Source organism: Paenibacillus sp. RC67, assembly GCF_030020805.1.
GTDB lineage: Bacteria > Bacillota > Bacilli > Paenibacillales > NBRC-103111 > Paenibacillus_S.
This window is the reverse complement of record NZ_CP125098.1, coordinates 1,366,315-1,382,269: the sequence shown is the minus strand read 5'-3', so window position 1 is coordinate 1,382,269 and position 15,955 is coordinate 1,366,315. Positions and strand designations below refer to the sequence as shown.

Here is a 15,955-nt window from a genome sequence, read left to right as displayed (position 1 = left end):
AAAGTTTTTCTGAAGGAAAAACCTGCTTCGTAAGCCTTCGCTTTTGTGAAGGACATTCTAATGACGATAGCTGCAAGGGCTTATTGTAGCTTTATTGTAAGTCGGGCCTCCATACAGCGAATACAGGCGATTTGTACGGATTAAAGGGGGGAATTTTTCCTAATGGCACTGTTCTCTCTTGCGTAGGTAATAGGGGTTTGACCGACATACTTCTTGAACAGAGCGCTAAAATGCTTCGTATCCTCATAGCCGACCAGTTGGCTGACCTCCTGCAGCCGTTCGATGCCTCCGCTAAGCAGCTCCTTTGCCTTGCGAATACGGTATCCGGCAATATAATCGGAGAAGGTCGTACCGGTCTGGCTCTTGAACATACGCGACAAATAGCCAAGACTAATATGATGGTCGCAAGCAAACTGCTGCAAAGAAATGTTCTCTTGATAATGGGTATGGATATGCTGCAGCAGGACAGGAACAAGTCCTTTGGGATTCAGCTCTTTGCTCTCCATACCGCAATACAGATCAACCAGCTTCTCCTGAAGCCATTCCAACAGCTCTTCATAGCTGGTACAGCCGTTCAGGCTGCGCAAATCCTCCTGCAGCTCATTCAGACTGACCATTCCGCTGCTTGAAGCAAGGAGGCGGTAATGCAGTGAAAATAGCATGTCGTGAACAAATAGCTTTAACTGCCGCTTGGTAACACGCTTGTGACTCAATTCCTCCATGATGCACTCCAGCACCTGCTGTCCCTTGAGCAAGTCGCCTTTTCGGTAATGCACCTCCATAACGCGGACCTTATCCCACACATGCAGCAGATCGGCCTCCTGTCGTTTCATACCTAAGGTAAGATAAGTCGGCATGCCGAAAATCGCCTGCTCCTCCACACATTGCTTTAGCTGTATAAACAAACCACGAAGCGATTCCTTTTCTTTTTTGACGGCAAATACCAAATGAAGATGTACAGGAAGGCATTTCAGCCGTTCATAGAAAAGCGACATGGCAGACCGCAGCATGGTTTCCTCTGTTGGTGTCATAGGGATAAGCAGCAATCTTTGTCTGGTATCCAGATCGATACAGCATGCAGCCATCCCTGGAGATCCATCGCGCCCCAACTGGCGGTCAAGCTCCTCCATTCCCTGCTCTACATGCTCCCATACCTTGAACCGCTCCGTTGCACTCAAGGAAAGCAGCGCCATTCCATACATCGGGCGATTCACCTCGCGTTCAAAATCCGCCTTATTCAACCGCTCTTCCTCCGACAACAGCATCTGGGCCAGAGAACCTGTGAACCATTCCGTCCTTCTCCTGCTCGCTTCCTTACTATGAGCAATCGCCTTATCGACGGCTTGAAACAATGCTTCTTTTTTCACCGGCTTCAATAAATAGTCACCTACCCCGAACTTCATGCTCTGCCGGGCATATTCGAACTCATCATGAACGCTCAGGATGATACATTTGATGGCGGAATCCTGCTTAGCCAGCTCTTCGATCAGCTCCAGTCCATCGATTCCAGGCATATTGATATCCGTCAGCACGAGGCTTGGATGCAGCCTGCCGGCAGCGGTTAAAGCATCATCTCCATTATCAAATGCATGAATGCGGTGTTCGGAGCCATATTGGGCCAGCATCATCTGCTCCAGCTCCGCCAGAGCCCATCGTTCATCCTCTACTACAAAAATAATCACAGCACGGCCTCCCCCGTATTGCGGCTCACTTTGACCTCCGTAACGAACGGTAAGACCAAGGATACAGAGGTTCCTTCATCCGGCTTGCTAGTAACTGTTAGCCCATACTCCTTGCCATAATACAGCTGAATCCGCTGGCGAATGTTCGATAACCCGATGCCGTGACCCCCAGCTTCATAAGAATTTAAAGCATTGGACATTCGAAATGACCTCTGCAGTTCCGTCATTGCCTTGTCATTCATCCCATCTCCGTTGTCATGGACGGTAATTGTAAGGATCCCTTGGGCTTCCATTGCCCTAAGCGTAATGCACCCTCCCGATTTTTTCCTCCGGAGCCCGTGATTAAACGCATTCTCAATCAGGGGTTGAATCGTAAGCTTCAGTATGGCGGCCTGCAGCAGTTGTGGCGGAATGTCACAAGAGAGCTGAATCCGGCTGCCGAACCGATGCTGCTGTATTTTAAAGTAATTGTGGATATGCTCGATCTCTTCTTGCAGCTTTACCGGATGCTGAATATTTTTCATACTGTATTGAAACAAACCGGCCAACGACTCGGAAATTTCGGCGACCTCTTCAATGCCTCTCAAGCGGCTGATTGACTTCATAATGTTCAGGGTATTGTACAGAAAATGAGGGTTAATTTGTGCGTGCAATGCGGAGAGCTGAGCATGCTTCTCCGCCAGCTTGGACTCATATACTTCATGAATCAATCGGGAAATGCTTTCCAGCATATGGTTGTACATACGGCTCAGCTTGCCGATTTCGTTGCGGCCTGAGTATTCCATTCTGTGGCTGAAATCGCCCAGCTCCACTCTCGACATATTGCGCATCAGATGGTTCAACGGCAATAAAATTTGATGGGATAAAAAATAGGAAACGGCAGCAATCAACAGCATCGTGAGAGCGCCAACCAACAGGACAATCTCTTGAATCTTTTTTTGTTTCTGCAGAAGAACATCCTTGGGAATAAGAATCATCGTATTCCAGCCTGTATAGCCGGATTTGACGATAGTGTACAAATAATTGTTATGTCTCCAGTTCAGCTCGCCCTCCGTATCATTCCGGTTTAACACCGCAAGGTCGAAATTGTCCTGTAGGCTTCCGCTGCCATCGCTCCCGTTCTCATAGATGATTCGGCCTTCGTCATTCACAATCAAGACGTTCATCGCATGCTGCATTTCATTGGCATTCGTGTTGGCCAGCACCATATTGAACGCATTGACATTCAGGTCGATTTGCACAAAGCCGATGATGGTCTGTGTAGGAATTTTCGTAATTTTACGGATAAACGAAATCCCTTTCTCGGTGTGCTGCTCATCCATATTGATTTCATAGGAGGGCAGACTGACGAACGGCTTCTTGCTTAAGGACACGGCTAACGCGCTCAACTGCTCCGGTGTCAGCTGATTGATCGGCTTCGGCTCCACCCGCTTGGAATACTGGTACAAATGGTTATCCAGAGAGTAGATCGAGATACGCTGAACGTAGGTTTTAGGATAAGAGAAGTTGAACAAAATGGGATTCAGCTTATAGCCGACGACCTCCTTCTCCACAGGATCGGTCGCTTTATAGAAGTCGAACAGAATCCCTTGGATGGACGGATCAATAGAGATGGAGAGAGAAAGTTCTTCCATATTTTGTATGTACAGATCGATCATTTCGGAAAACTGTTTGGAAATAATCTTCGATAATGAAAATGTCTGATCTTTAATGTCACTCGTATTTTTAAAATAAAAGATGCCGCAAGTGATCCCCACAATCAGCAAAGAGACGACGGAAAAAGAAATAAACATCTTTGTCTTTAGCATCCGGTCATTCCAATGGCGCATAAGCAGCCTCCCCGGATATGAATTACGAGGTTTCCCGGTATTTGCCGGGTGAACAGCCTACCTCTCGATGGAACAGTCTGCTGAAAAAGGCAGGATCCTCATAACCTACGCGGCCGGCGATGGTAATCACCTTTTCATCGGTTTCGAGCAATAAATGCTTCGCTCTTTCAATGCGTATCCGATGAATCATGTCCACTACGGTTATGCCAAGCGACTCTTTAAAAATCCGATTCAGCTGCCGGGAGCTGATATTGAATAACTCGCACAGGTCGGAAATGCTAATTTTTTTATCGTAATACCGTTCCAAATAACCGCAAATCCGTCGGACAAGCAGCTGTTTTGCGCTATTGCGCACATTTTCCCTGCCGTTTTGTCCTTCTGCATGGCGGTAGGCACGGGATAACAAAATAAGCAGCTCGACCATTTGAAGCCGAATGAGCGGCTCGAACCCTGGTTGCCGGTTCTCAAATTCCTGAATGATCGTTTCCAGCAAAAATTGGGTGCGGGTCGCATCCTGACCATTCAAATTCAGACAGTGATGAAAACGCTCTCTTTTATCCAAAAAAGGATGCACATAAAAGTAGTCCATCGACTGCGATACGCCCAGCTCCTGAAGCCATTTTCCTTGAATCAAATCGGACAGGAATAGGCAGTTAATGATCTCTATTTCCTTACCGGGGTTGATGCTGTAGGTATGAACCTCTCCGGGATTAATAATAAATACGTCCCCAGAGCGGATGTTATAGAAGCTTCCCTCGAACACATGCTGAGCTTCGCCGCGAACGACATAAACCAGCTCGACAAAGTCATGGCCGTGCAGCAGCGGAACATGCTCATGATCATGAAAAAAACGCCGTATCCAGAACGGAAACGACTGCTCTTTAATAAATTGGCTGCTGTGTAACTGTCTCTCCACTTAGAAAACCCCCTAACAGTTTTACAAAGTAAAACAAGCTTCAAAAGCAGCGGACACGTTGTTTCGGCATATAGTTGAGTCGAGTCCGGAGTTGCCCCCTGTCATGCATCCTCTACTCTTATCATACGGCAACTATGGAGATCCATCATGGTCAATTCAGACACTATTATAGCCTATTTGTACGCAAAAAAGCGGGAACCTTGTCGGATGCGAAAAAATAGGCTGCTGCGTAAAATTTCCGTAAAAACTAAAACCCTATTTGGATAAACCCATATGTTAGTGCGTGAGGAGGAATCGATGTGGGACTCCGGCCGCTGTTGAAGTCATGTTCCTTGAATCATGGGCTTTGTCGCCATTTTCTTTTGTCACCGGCAAAGCTGTCCAGCGAGGGACAGGCAACGTTCATGAGATTGCGGGGATGTATCACGTTTTGATATGATTGGGCTCAAGCAGTGTCTGTAACTCATTTCATGCGGCTGCGGCAGCTTAAGAATGAGGAAAAAGCAGTTCGCCTTTTTTTGAAGGCTTCCACAACAAGCCAACATTTACTGATCTGTCATGGGTTCAATTCCAATTAAAAACGCACACGAAACACGAATATGGCCGGGAGCATACCAGCGCTTTCGGGACTGAATGATGATGTACATTTAAACTTTCATGATGGTGATTCGTAGTAACGATTAACTTTCCGGTGGATACGGGCATATAGTGAACCAACTGGCAATCCACCCCTCATCGGAAAGGAATTGTATAGATCATGCAGCCTAAGGTGCTTGAGAATCATCACAATCTTGCTGTGGCCGGAGAGCCCCGAAGGGAGCTGGCTTACTTCCTGCTCGTACCACCAGTACCGCCTGTACCACCTGTGCCGCCCGTACCGCCTGTATTGCCAGTACCACCCGTATGGCCTGTACCACCCGTATGGCCTGTACCACCGTATGGCCTGTACCACCCGTATGGCCTGTACCGCCCGTATGGCCTACATACTTTTAGATTATGGGTGTAAGTGGAAAATGAGTCCAATTCCTTTACTACAGCTGGCAGAAAAACTTAATTTGAAACCAAGTGATTGTTTTTATGTTGGCGATCAACCGACTGATATACAGGCAACCCACGCTGCAAATATGACTAGCATTGCCGCTCTATGGGGTGAAGGCAAGAAAGAAAGACTATTTCCATTAAATCCAACATACTTATTCGATTCACCAAGTCAGATAGTCACATTATTATTAAACTAAAGGGTGACGATAGCGGAAGAACCCAGACAGAAATAAGATAGCTGTTGACAAAACAAACTTACATTTGCTACTATATTTTCAAATTATCATTAGACGGCTATGAAGAGAAAAGTAATTTTGATCCGTTATTTACAGAGAGCTCCTGTTCGGTGGAAAGGAGTAATAAGGATCTTAATGAACAAAGGCTCGGAGCTTCGCACGGATCTAGGATAGATTCTTTTCTTAGTGATGCTGCGACGGGATCTCCCGTTACAGGGATAGGGTATAATCAATTTCTTTCTGAATTGCCGTACCCGAAAAGGTTGGTATGGCAACATATCGATAAACCGAGGTGGTACCACGAAGCTAATAACTCTCGTCCTCAAGATATATTCTTGAAGACGGGAGTTTTTTGGTTTTTCCTTATAAAATTGAAGTGAAAGCGGGGAAAAGGAAATGCAAACCGATTTTTTTAAACTAGGCACAAAGGAATTAAGCAATATTCAGCAAGAATTACTGGGAAAATACAATGAATACAAGGCCATGAATCTGAAGTTGGATATGTCCCGAGGGAAGCCTTGCCCAGAACAGCTTGAGCTCTCTATGGAAATGCTTGATAGTTTAAAATCGAATGATCCCTTAAAGGCAAAAGACGGTACGGACTGCCGCAATTATGGAGGCGTCGATGGGATACCTGAAGCAAAAGAAATGTTTGCTCAAATGCTCGGAGTGAGTCCCAATGAAATCATGATCGGCGGGAATTCCAGCCTGAATATGATGTACGATACGCTATCCAGAGCGATGCTTCTTGGTGTCAGCGCGGGTGAATTACCATGGGGGAAGCTCCCCAAAGTGAAATTTCTTTGCCCAAGTCCCGGTTATGACAGGCATTTTGCAATTTGCGAGCTGTTGAATATCGAGATGATAACCGTAGACATGACTCCGGATGGCCCGGATATGGATACTGTTGAAAAGCTTGTACATGAGGATGAATCCATTAAGGGGATATGGTGTGTTCCCAAGTATAGCAATCCTGAGGGAACTACCTATTCCAATCAAACCGTGGATAGACTCACTAGCATGAAGACAAAAGCAAGGGATTTTCGAATCATTTGGGATGATGCCTATACGGTTCATCATTTAACTGATACACCCGATCCGTTAAAAGATATCCTGACGGCTTGCAAGACTGCTGGATACCCCAACCGTGTTTATATTTTCAGCTCTACTTCCAAAATAACGTTTCCGGGCTCAGGCGTTGCGATGCTGGCATCCAGTGAAGAAAATATTCAATTTATAAAAAAACAGCTTGAAATTCAAACGATTGGTCCAGATAAAATCAACCAGCTTCGGCATGTTCGATTTTTGCCAAGTCTGGATCATCTCAAGGTTCATATGCAAAAGCAAGCGGCTATTATCAAGCCTAAATTTGATTTAGTTTTACAGCATCTTGAAGCTGAGCTGGGCGGCAAACATATTGCCGAGTGGAGTAAACCCAATGGGGGCTACTTTATCAGCCTCAACACGCTGGATCATTGCGCAAAAGAAGTTGTCCATATGGCAGCTGAGCTTGGAGTGACCTTAACTAACGCAGGAGCTACGTATCCTTATGGAAACGACCCGAAAGATCGGAATATTCGAATCGCTCCTACTTTTCCCTCGATCCATGAACTCAAATTAGCGATTGAAGTACTATGTGTTTGCGTGCAATTAATTAGCATAAAAAAGATTTTGGCCGACAGGAATTAAGGTGTTTCGTTCGGTAAAGCTTGTTACGAGATACGCAGTAAATCATCATGTTCTTGCTGTAAAAAAAGCATTGTCCGCAACCGCGTCAATGCTTTTTTTGCTTTTGTATTCTAGTCTAGTGCTGTTGTAGCTATCATCTCTTAACGCCACACTGTCATATTCGTATTGAAGCTTTTCATACCTTTTAATATATCCAAACCACTCACATGCCAACAAGGAGGTAGAGTAATGAACGAGAACCATGAGAATCGCCCTGACCACCGGTCGAAGGATGCACCTGCTGCTTTTCATTCACAGACGGTGGGTAAACGTGGTCCCATATTAGAACAAGATAACGTTCTGCATGAAACGCTGGAGACTTTCATACATGGGAAGCTGTTGGAAAGACCCGTGCATGTCAAGGGCTATGGCGCATTCGGCTATTTTGAGACCGTAAATGCTATGACGGCTTACACACAACTTGGTTTCTTACAGCACCCGGGTCAACAAGTCCCCGTTGCGGTAAGATTCTCCTTGGCCGTTAGCAACAAAGGCACGCCGGATACCTCCCGCAACGTACGCGGGTTCGCCACCAAATTTTATACGGATCAAGGCGTGTTTGATCTTGTCTGCAACCATATCCCCGTATTCTTGGTCCGGGACCCGATCCGTTTTCCGGAATCAATCAAGGCTTTCCTGCCGTCACCCGTCAATAATCTCCTCGATCCTGAGCACTTCTGGAGCTTCGTCGCCCGAGCGCCGGAATCTACCCACTTTCTCGTCTGGCTCTATTCCGATGCGGGTACCGTCAAGAGTCTTCGCCACATTCCGGGTCACAGTGTCAATACATACGTCTGGAAAAACGCTCAAGGCGTCCGTACTTATGTGAAATACCATTGGATGCCGCTTGCAGGCGTTCAGAATATTGATCGTCAAGAAGCGGACCGGCTCGCCTGCGAGAATCCGGATTATGCCGGCAAGGACTTATTCGATACGCTAGCCGCAGGTAAAACCGTCGAATATGGGCTTTATGTACAGCTGATGAACCCCCAAGACGAGTCCTCTCTCCCCTATGATCCGCTGGACGATACCAAAGTATGGGATGAGCGGCAATATCCCCTGCATCCGGTCGGAAGATTAGTACTAAATCGCAATCCAGATCATTATATGGAGCAAGTAGAGAAGCTGGCCTTCTCCCCTTCGAACTTGCTGGAAGGCGCAGAATTATCGGATGATAAGATGCTGCAAGGGCGCGCTAATATTTACTGGGATTCACAGCGCCGGCGGCTCGGTCCCGACTTCCGCAAAATTCCGATCAATCATCAGCAGAATTGGACGCCTGCTTCCCTTGTAACCAGCGGCAATGGGCGATTCGTAGAAGGACACCTCGAACGCTCCGACATCCCTAAACAAGACGACTTCACGCAAGCCGGACAATATTATCGTGCTCTCGCGCCATTGCAGCAAGAACACTTGATAGATAACCTGGCCGCCGATCTTGCCGGCATTTCTTCCGAAACGCGAAACATCGTGCTAGGCTACCTGCACCAAGCATCTGCAGAGCTTGGGGAGCGGGTTGTTCGAAAGCTCCAAAAGCAAGCCAAGGAATGAAGTAATCGTGCTTCGAAGCATTCCCTCATTCGCTTACAACAGCGGATGGGGGATTTGTCGTCTCAGTGGATATGTGAGATATATTCAAGCGCTGTCGTTCCATATACGCTTTTAAAGTGTTTATTTAAATGGGTTAAGTCGAAAAAACCGCATGCAGCTACCGCTAAATAAATATCCCTATTTTGTTCGATTAACTGCTTCGCACGTTCTACTCTACAATTAAGGAAGTATTGATAAGGCGAAATGCCAGTATGAGCCTTAAATAACCGGATAAATTGAAATTTCGATAAGTCAAGCTCTGTACAGAGCTCATCCAGCTTGAGGACTTGTTCTAGGTTTGCATGAATCATGTCCTTTGCTTTTCTTATGATCGCACTATCCTTCTTGTCGTCCAAAGTAAGATTCGACTGAACCAGACAATCCGTCAGGGATAAGAACAATTCACTGCACAACGCCTCGTCTTTTTCGCTTAATATGGCTCGAGAAAGGCTGACAACTCGTTGTCCAAGTCTATGATCGTACACAATAGGGGTGGAAAATCGCACAATTTCCTTTTTCCCCATAACCTCTAGGAGCAATTCCGGATCAAAATACAGCATTACATAATCAAGGCCTGACTTATCATGTGCCATTCCGTCATGGACCTGTTCCGGATTGAAAAGCATTACGCCATTTTGATGAGACAATTGTAAGCTGCCATCTATATGATAATGTTGAATTCCACGCAATGTTACGCCTATTGCATACTCCTTGTGAGCGTGCTTTTTATATTTAAATTCCGTCATACTTGCTGACAAGGCCGTAATACCTGCCGACTTTTTATAGAGAAAACGGTCCATTTCACAACACCTCTACTTAAGCTGAGCTACATCCAGATCATAATGGCGGCGTAAACTAATAATAGAGCCATCATAACACTTACTAACTTATTGTGCTTCTGTAAAAACGGTTTGAAGACCGTCCCGAAAAGCACCCACGTTGTAAAAGCTAAAAAGCCAATCAAAGTTATCGCCAGAATACTTAGCGTTACAGCAGGGGCCGTACTATAGTGGGGCATAATAAAGGCGGGAATTACAGTCCATGTAAATAGTACCACCTTAGGATTGAAGAACTGCATCAAGAAACCGGATAAAAAGGTTGCCGGTTGGTTTACCGTTGGGTTGGACGAATCCGATTTGCAAATGAGATAAGCTAGATAGAGCATATACATGCTCCCGATGACCTGCATGGTAATTAGTATTTTCGGCATGCCCGTTATTAGCAAGTTATTCAAAGCAGCGGAAATCACAAGTAATAAGCCAAAACCAACCGTTGCTCCGTAGGAATATTTCATTGCTTTTTTTGTCCCATAATTATTAACGGTGGACAAGATGACGAGATTAGTAGGTCCCGGTGTAAAAGTAGCAATCATGCAGTAAATCAAAAAAGATGTAATATCCATGAGAACGCTCCTTTCAAGCTATTCTCATATCCTACATCTTATCATGAATGCCCTATAGTATATTATTGCAAATAAGCACCAGACCCGGCATATCGCTCAATCCGGCCGTGTAAGGCTCATTTCTTTTCCAATATTCCCCTAATACACAGACTTTCCGTGTGGTCCAAGCATTATCTCCACTTACCGAACATAAATTTATATACGAAAATTATATACAAGGAGAGTGTCGAATAATGCCTGTATATCCACCTATCTTGAAACGTGGTGATACCATAGGAATAGTAACATTAGGGAGTCCACTTCATTCTGACACGATCAATAATAGTATTTCTTTTTTGCGGAGTATGGGATTTCAAGTTGTTGTAGGTAACTATGTCTATTCGGTTGATGGTTTTCTTGCGGGGACAGATGAACAAAGAGCATCCGATCTAATGAATATGTTTACGAATCAAAAAGTGAATATGATTCTTCCCACTAGAGGAGGGGTAGGAGTTCTCGGAATTCTCCCTCATTTAGACTACGAAGTCATTGCTGCGAATCCTAAAATACTTACCGGCTACAGTGACATTTCTGTATTAATGAATGCCTTATATCAATTTTCTAACTTGGTTACCTTTTCCAGCTTGCTGCTTTTTGATTTTAATGCAACTACTCCGGCTTATAATTTCGATCAATTTTTTGAGGCGACCTCTAGAGTAATTGCTCCAAGAATTATCCGAAACCCTCCAAATCGGTTACTTTCAAGTAAAGTTGTCGGGAATGTGACAGGGCCTATTGTTGGAGGTAATCTTTCTTCCATAGTAGATTCGCTTGGTACCTCGTATGAAATCGACACGAAAGGAAAAATTGTATTTCTTGAAGAAACACACGAACCCATAAACAAAGTGTATCGAATGATTAATCATTTAAAAATTGCAGGAAAGCTTAATGACTGCATTGGCATTGTAATGGGTGAATGCACAAACTGCCAAACGGCATATGGAAAATCCTACAATGATCTGATCGACGAAGTCTTAGCTCCAATAGGTAAGGTACTTATGACAAACCTGGCGTCTGCTCATGGAATCTATAAGGCTGCCATACCTATTGGAGCAGTGGTTAATCTCAATACCTATAACAGTACTTTGACCGTTCTTGAACCAACGGTTAGTTTATCGCATACAACAACTATTTGACGAGACGACGTGCTCCCCAATAATGGGAGTCATAGTAGGGTGTACCAAATAAGGTGCTGATTTTCACTTCTCTAGTTCCCATTGTTCCAGCTTGTAATATCTTGTTGTTTCCAATATAGAGAGCCACATGTGACACTCCTGCTTGGTAGGTATCACTTAGGAATACCAAGTCACCTTTACGTAATTGATTGGCTGGAACATACTCTCCTAAATCACTTTGCATGGAGGACGAATGAGGGAGCTCAATTCCAATCTCTCTAAACATATATTGAGTAAAGCCAGAACAATCAAATGCTTGGTACGGTTGGTCTCCTCCAAATACATAGGGAACTCCTAGTTGCGACATTCCTTTGGCAATCATTGCATCCGCCTGTGCTTCCCAGTTTTGCTTATGTCCGTTGGGTAAGTTTATGACCAGACCCTCGTAAATATTATTTGGATCGACATTTGGATTTATTTCCATTAAACTGGATAAACTTACGCCTTGTTGATTGGCAATTTTCCAGAACGTATCACTGTCTTTAGCAGTGTACTGATCGTATGTAGCAGCAGAAGCAACGCTTGAAAACATAATACTTACGGCTAATGCGGAGCTCAAGATGATAGATTTTTTCATTGTAACCTCCTAAGTCGAATTAGTCTTAATGAAATACCTCCCGCTTTTAAACTTAACATCATTCTTTACGGATGGGTACACTCAAAATATGGTAGCTAATAGGCTGCCGCCCGTTTTTTCACACATCGCTTTGTCTAAATTCATAGTATGCAATAAACAAGTACAAGCTTCTCAAGGGCAATTGAGCAGACGAAGCTAGGTGGTTGATCGCCGCATCATTGCTAATGTCCACTATGGCTGCTTACGCCTAGGATTCGGCCATTACCGTTTACGTAGATGATCGTCCGATCAGCTTTCAAGAATCGCCAACAATCTACCATTTCCAGTAATGATTGCGTTAGTTTTCTGCTGCGATGGTTGTATGAGGATTCATTGTTGGTGACTGAGTCGGAGGCCATTGTGAAATAGTCTTATGAATGGATTTTCCCCAGATCAGTTTGTTCTGGACTCGGAGACGGCCGATCGGTTTAAGGAATTTATTGATCGAAAGATGGCCCAGTCCAATGGCCAAATTCACATTCAGAAAACCTCAGGTATTTTTATCGGCAGCAGTCGATAGAGTTATTTGGGAAATAAATTCTATTATGATAAAAAAGCACCAGACCCGGCATCAAAGCCAAGCTGGCGCTATTTAGATAACGGAATACATGATTTCATCGCCTTAAATCAATATTGTACGCTAAGCTTCATTTGTAACGGCGAATAAACTCCACCGCTTTGCGAATATCGATCTCAGGCTGCGAACCGACTTCCCGCTCGATCGTCAAATAGCCTTGGTAGCCGATCTCCTGCAGAGCGGCAAAGTAAGCTTCGAACGGTACTTTCCCCTCGCCCAGCGGCACTTCCTTGAAAATTTCGCTGGAGGATACCATCTGAGCAATTTTGCCGTGATCCATAGGCTCGAAGCCAAGCGCTCCGTACACCTCGCGCGGGTCTACTTCACGGAAGCGAATGCCATCCTTGACATGCGTATGAACAATGTAGTCCTTTAACAAATGAACCCCTTGAACCGGGTCGTCACCGGTGACCATGACCATGTTCGCCGGGTCGAAGTTGACGGAAACGCCATTCGTGCTGAGCGAATCGAGGAAATGCTTCAAATGAGCTGCACGCTCCGGTCCTGTCTCGATAGCAAAGTAAGCGTTCAAGCTCTTGGCATACTGCCCGAGCTCCTCACACGCGGACTGCATGCTGTGGAACACTTCGCTTTGCTCGTCCTCCGGAACAATACCGATATGCGTAGTCACGATGTTCGTGCCCAGATCGAGCGCCAAATCCAGAATCCGCTTCGACTTCTCTACCTTGTCCGCATTTGCCGTACGATCCTGGAACCCATGTCCGCCGAGATCACCGCACAGGGCAGAGATTTCCAGACCAAGAGAAGCGATGTAATCTTTCAGCTCTCTACGCGCACTCACCGACAATGCAGCAGGGTCCATCTCTCCGCTCACAGCATAAATTTGTACGCCATCGGCCCCAACGTCCTTCGCCTTTTTCAAGCCTTCACGCACACCGATACCAAAGCTGTCGACAATGACACCGATGCGATTGGACAATGTCATGCTCCGTTCCTCCCTGCATAATCCTTGATTTTATTTTCCTTCGATTCCATTTTAACCCTTTACGGCCCCTGCCGTCATTCCTTTCATGATCTGCTCTTGAAATAACAGGAACACGATGATCGTCGGCAGCACCGCAATGGACAAAGCCGCCATCGTCAGCTTATAATCCGTCGAATAGCCGGTAGCGAATACCGAGAGACTGAGCGGCAATGTTTTCAAAGCAGGCTTACTAATAAACACAAGCGCAAACGCGAAGTCGTTCCAGAACCGCAAGAAAGCGAGAATAGCGACGGTAGACAGCGCCGGAATACTAAGGGGCAGCATAATACGGAAAAAGATACCCCAATACCCGGTTCCATCCATTAACGCAGCTTCCTCAATTTCTTTAGGAACGGAGGTTAAATAAGCAGCAGTTACGAATATCGCAAGAGGCAGCTCGAATGCGGTATAGGGCAAAATCAAAGCCCCGTAGCTGTCCAGCAGCCCGATTTTTTTCATAATTATAAATAACGGCACCAGCGTGCTGTGAATCGGAATCAGCATGCCCAGCAGAAACAATCCCATCATCAAAGGCTTCAATTTGAACTCGAATCTGGCCAATACATAAGCCGCAAGCGCTCCAAGCACCAAAGTAAGCACTAAGGAAGCAATAGTAACAATAGTAGAGTTAATGAGTGAAACGCCCATGCCGGATACTTCCCAAGCACGGCTGAAATTATCCCAATGCCACTGCGCCGGTAAAGAAAAGGGTGCCGAGAAAAACTCCTCATTGCTCTTGAACGCACTCATGAATAACCAAAATAACGGGTACAGCGTAACTAAAGCGTAAAGCGTGAGCATGATGTTGATGGAGCCCCTCTTTACCTTCTGCCTGGTTTGCCCTTGAGGGAAGGCGGTCGTCTTCACTGCGTATCCTGATTCCATCGTATTCCCTCCCATTCGATTATCTCGTTTCCCGCTTCATTAAATATTGACTTCCTACGATCAATGCCATGCTTAAAATAATAATCGCTGTCGACACGGCACTTCCGTAACCGTAACGGAACACGTTGAACGTGTTATTGTACATATAGGAAGCGAGCAGCTCCGTAGAATGAGCCGGACCGCCGCCGGTCATTACATAGATCAAGTCAAATGCCTTCAAGCTTCCGGAAATACATAGAACAACCGCAACCTTGATCGTATCCCAAATCATCGGCAGTGTAATCACGAATAGCTTACGAACCGGACCAACGCCGTCGATTTGCGAGGCATCGTCAATTTCCGGGGAAATGTTTTGCAGCGCCGCTATGAACATAATCATGTACGGACCGATAAAGTTCCAAATAATCGGCACCATGATGGCGTACATCGAAATTTTCGGATCGGAGAGCCACGCTTTTTTCCACGAGGCGAGACCCAGATTTTCCAGCAAAAAGTTAAGAATCCCGATTTGCGGATGATAGATGTAGCCCCAGATGATACCTACCACGACGGATGAAAGCACCATTGGCATAAAAATCGATGCTCTGATGATTCTTTGAAACAAGTTACTTTTCATTAATAGGATCGCAAGTACCAACGCGATAGGCACCTGTCCGAAAACGGATGCTGCTACGATCAGCATATTATTTTTGAACGACTTCCAAAAAATCGGGTCCTTGATGACCTCCGCATAATTGTCGAGACCGATAAACTTCGCGGCGCCGATCCCTTTCCAGTCAAAAAAACCGTAGTAAGCGGACCAAAACACCGGTATGATCACAAAGAAGGCGTAAAGCACAAAGGCCGGAAGAAGTGCAACCGTTATAAACCCCCGTATGCGTGCCGCTGATGTCATGACTTCCCTCCTAAAAAAATCTACAAGGTTCTTCGGTGAGGTATCTCACCTAGAGTTTGTCGAGAAACCTGAAGCTCTGAAAAATTGCTTTGGTACCCCGGTGAGGTATCCCCTTCCAGCCGCTGTTGTTATCGGGAAATTTTTAATTAATCCGCTTTTCTAACGATGATTTCCCGATAACAAAGGCGGTCGCTTTCGCTCCTCCAGGAGATACCCCACCTACCACCTTTCGCATTTTTCTGTACGATATGGTTTCTCGACAGCCTGTCGGTGAGGTATCTCACCCATCACCTCTAACATTTTTTTGAGTACATTTAAAAAACACCCAGTTTCTTCTAACGAAACTGACAATCTTATAA

15 protein-coding genes and 1 other annotated feature are annotated in these 15,955 nt (G+C 45.4%); of the genes, 6 read left to right on the top strand and 9 right to left on the bottom strand.

The window, feature by feature from the left end:
- Positions 1-140: 140 nt before the first annotated feature.
- Genes QMA13_RS06350 through QMA13_RS06340 form a run of 3 tightly spaced genes read right to left on the bottom strand, consistent with a single transcriptional unit; the run spans position 141 to position 4,427 of the window.
- Positions 141-1,682 carry a response regulator gene (locus QMA13_RS06350; protein ID WP_282940296.1) on the bottom strand — a complete coding sequence of 514 codons (1,542 nt, stop codon included), beginning with the start codon at positions 1,680-1,682 and terminating at the stop codon, positions 141-143.
- Positions 1,679-3,511: a cache domain-containing sensor histidine kinase gene (locus QMA13_RS06345; protein WP_282940295.1), complete on the bottom strand. Its 1,833-nt coding sequence runs from the start codon at positions 3,509-3,511 to the stop codon at positions 1,679-1,681. The genes QMA13_RS06350 and QMA13_RS06345 overlap by 4 nt, the downstream gene beginning before the upstream one ends.
- 22 nt (positions 3,512-3,533) lie before the next feature.
- Entirely contained in the window at positions 3,534-4,427 is an 894-nt protein-coding gene (locus QMA13_RS06340; protein ID WP_282940294.1) for an AraC family transcriptional regulator, read from the bottom strand.
- Between the two features lie 757 nt (positions 4,428-5,184).
- Between QMA13_RS06340 and QMA13_RS06335 the strand changes: the two genes are divergently transcribed.
- The 4 genes from QMA13_RS06335 to QMA13_RS06320 all read left to right on the top strand — a co-directional run bounded on the left by QMA13_RS06335 (position 5,185) and on the right by QMA13_RS06320 (position 8,983).
- Positions 5,185-5,433 (top strand): hypothetical protein, encoded by a 249-nt coding sequence (locus QMA13_RS06335; RefSeq protein WP_282940292.1) that lies wholly within the window; start codon positions 5,185-5,187, stop codon positions 5,431-5,433.
- Between the two features lie 7 nt (positions 5,434-5,440).
- Complete coding sequence (locus QMA13_RS06330) at positions 5,441-5,665, top strand: HAD family hydrolase (RefSeq protein WP_282940291.1); 225 nt, start codon at positions 5,441-5,443, stop codon at positions 5,663-5,665.
- Positions 5,666-5,755: 90 nt separating this feature from the next.
- Positions 5,756-6,031: a binding site (T-box leader), on the top strand.
- 69 nt (positions 6,032-6,100) lie between these two features.
- On the top strand, positions 6,101-7,393 hold the full coding sequence (locus QMA13_RS06325; RefSeq protein WP_282940289.1) for an aspartate aminotransferase type Ic: 1,293 nt from the start codon (positions 6,101-6,103) through the stop codon (positions 7,391-7,393).
- Positions 7,394-7,621: 228 nt separating this feature from the next.
- On the top strand, positions 7,622-8,983 hold the full coding sequence (locus QMA13_RS06320; RefSeq protein ID WP_282940286.1) for a catalase: 1,362 nt from the start codon (positions 7,622-7,624) through the stop codon (positions 8,981-8,983).
- Positions 8,984-9,045: 62 nt separating this feature from the next.
- Here the strand turns inward: QMA13_RS06320 and QMA13_RS06315 are convergent, their stop codons facing one another.
- Together QMA13_RS06315 and QMA13_RS06310 are read right to left on the bottom strand one after the other, a co-directional pair.
- Entirely contained in the window at positions 9,046-9,822 is a 777-nt protein-coding gene (locus QMA13_RS06315; RefSeq protein ID WP_282940285.1) for an AraC family transcriptional regulator, read from the bottom strand.
- Positions 9,823-9,848: 26 nt separating this feature from the next.
- Positions 9,849-10,424, bottom strand: coding sequence for a LysE family translocator (locus QMA13_RS06310; RefSeq protein ID WP_282940283.1), 576 nt, complete (start codon positions 10,422-10,424; stop codon positions 9,849-9,851).
- A 233-nt stretch (positions 10,425-10,657) separates the two neighbouring features.
- On the opposite strand from QMA13_RS06310, the gene QMA13_RS06305 reads away from it, so the two are divergent.
- On the top strand, positions 10,658-11,599 hold the full coding sequence (locus tag QMA13_RS06305; RefSeq protein ID WP_282940282.1) for a S66 peptidase family protein: 942 nt from the start codon (positions 10,658-10,660) through the stop codon (positions 11,597-11,599).
- Here QMA13_RS06305 and QMA13_RS06300 read toward each other — a convergent pair.
- The gene (locus QMA13_RS06300) at positions 11,592-12,215 is read right to left on the bottom strand and encodes a C40 family peptidase (protein WP_282940280.1); all 624 of its coding nucleotides are present in this window, start codon (positions 12,213-12,215) and stop codon (positions 11,592-11,594) included. The genes QMA13_RS06305 and QMA13_RS06300 overlap by 8 nt on opposite strands.
- A gap of 412 nt (positions 12,216-12,627) precedes the next feature.
- Here QMA13_RS06300 and QMA13_RS06295 point away from each other — a divergent pair, with 412 nt between their 5' ends.
- Positions 12,628-12,774 carry a hypothetical protein gene (locus QMA13_RS06295; RefSeq protein ID WP_282940279.1) on the top strand — a complete coding sequence of 49 codons (147 nt, stop codon included), beginning with the start codon at positions 12,628-12,630 and terminating at the stop codon, positions 12,772-12,774.
- 127 nt (positions 12,775-12,901) lie between these two features.
- Here QMA13_RS06295 and QMA13_RS06290 read toward each other — a convergent pair whose 3' ends face one another.
- The 3 genes from QMA13_RS06290 to QMA13_RS06280 form a co-directional block, all read right to left on the bottom strand.
- Positions 12,902-13,777: a sugar phosphate isomerase/epimerase family protein gene (locus QMA13_RS06290; protein ID WP_282940278.1), complete on the bottom strand. Its 876-nt coding sequence runs from the start codon at positions 13,775-13,777 to the stop codon at positions 12,902-12,904.
- Positions 13,778-13,828: 51 nt separating this feature from the next.
- Positions 13,829-14,617 (bottom strand): carbohydrate ABC transporter permease, encoded by a 789-nt coding sequence (locus tag QMA13_RS06285; protein ID WP_282943281.1) that lies wholly within the window; start codon positions 14,615-14,617, stop codon positions 13,829-13,831.
- Between the two features lie 103 nt (positions 14,618-14,720).
- Positions 14,721-15,596, bottom strand: coding sequence for a carbohydrate ABC transporter permease (locus QMA13_RS06280; RefSeq protein WP_282940277.1), 876 nt, complete (start codon positions 15,594-15,596; stop codon positions 14,721-14,723).
- Between the last annotated feature and the right edge of the window lie 359 nt (positions 15,597-15,955).

Coding starts and splice junctions, on each gene's coding strand:
- QMA13_RS06290 (WP_282940278.1), bottom strand. CDS start 13,777: ATGACATTGTCCAATCGCATCGGTGTCATTGTCGACAGCTTTGGTATC.
- QMA13_RS06320 (WP_282940286.1), top strand. CDS start 7,622: ATGAACGAGAACCATGAGAATCGCCCTGACCACCGGTCGAAGGATGCA.
- QMA13_RS06330 (WP_282940291.1), top strand. CDS start 5,441: ATGAGTCCAATTCCTTTACTACAGCTGGCAGAAAAACTTAATTTGAAA.
- QMA13_RS06315 (WP_282940285.1), bottom strand. CDS start 9,822: ATGGACCGTTTTCTCTATAAAAAGTCGGCAGGTATTACGGCCTTGTCA.
- QMA13_RS06295 (WP_282940279.1), top strand. CDS start 12,628: ATGAATGGATTTTCCCCAGATCAGTTTGTTCTGGACTCGGAGACGGCC.
- QMA13_RS06310 (WP_282940283.1), bottom strand. CDS start 10,424: ATGGATATTACATCTTTTTTGATTTACTGCATGATTGCTACTTTTACA.
- QMA13_RS06345 (WP_282940295.1), bottom strand. CDS start 3,511: ATGCGCCATTGGAATGACCGGATGCTAAAGACAAAGATGTTTATTTCT.
- QMA13_RS06305 (WP_282940282.1), top strand. CDS start 10,658: ATGCCTGTATATCCACCTATCTTGAAACGTGGTGATACCATAGGAATA.
- QMA13_RS06300 (WP_282940280.1), bottom strand. CDS start 12,215: ATGAAAAAATCTATCATCTTGAGCTCCGCATTAGCCGTAAGTATTATG.
- QMA13_RS06285 (WP_282943281.1), bottom strand. CDS start 14,617: ATGCTCACGCTTTACGCTTTAGTTACGCTGTACCCGTTATTTTGGTTA.
- QMA13_RS06280 (WP_282940277.1), bottom strand. CDS start 15,596: ATGACATCAGCGGCACGCATACGGGGGTTTATAACGGTTGCACTTCTT.
- QMA13_RS06325 (WP_282940289.1), top strand. CDS start 6,101: ATGCAAACCGATTTTTTTAAACTAGGCACAAAGGAATTAAGCAATATT.
- QMA13_RS06335 (WP_282940292.1), top strand. CDS start 5,185: ATGCAGCCTAAGGTGCTTGAGAATCATCACAATCTTGCTGTGGCCGGA.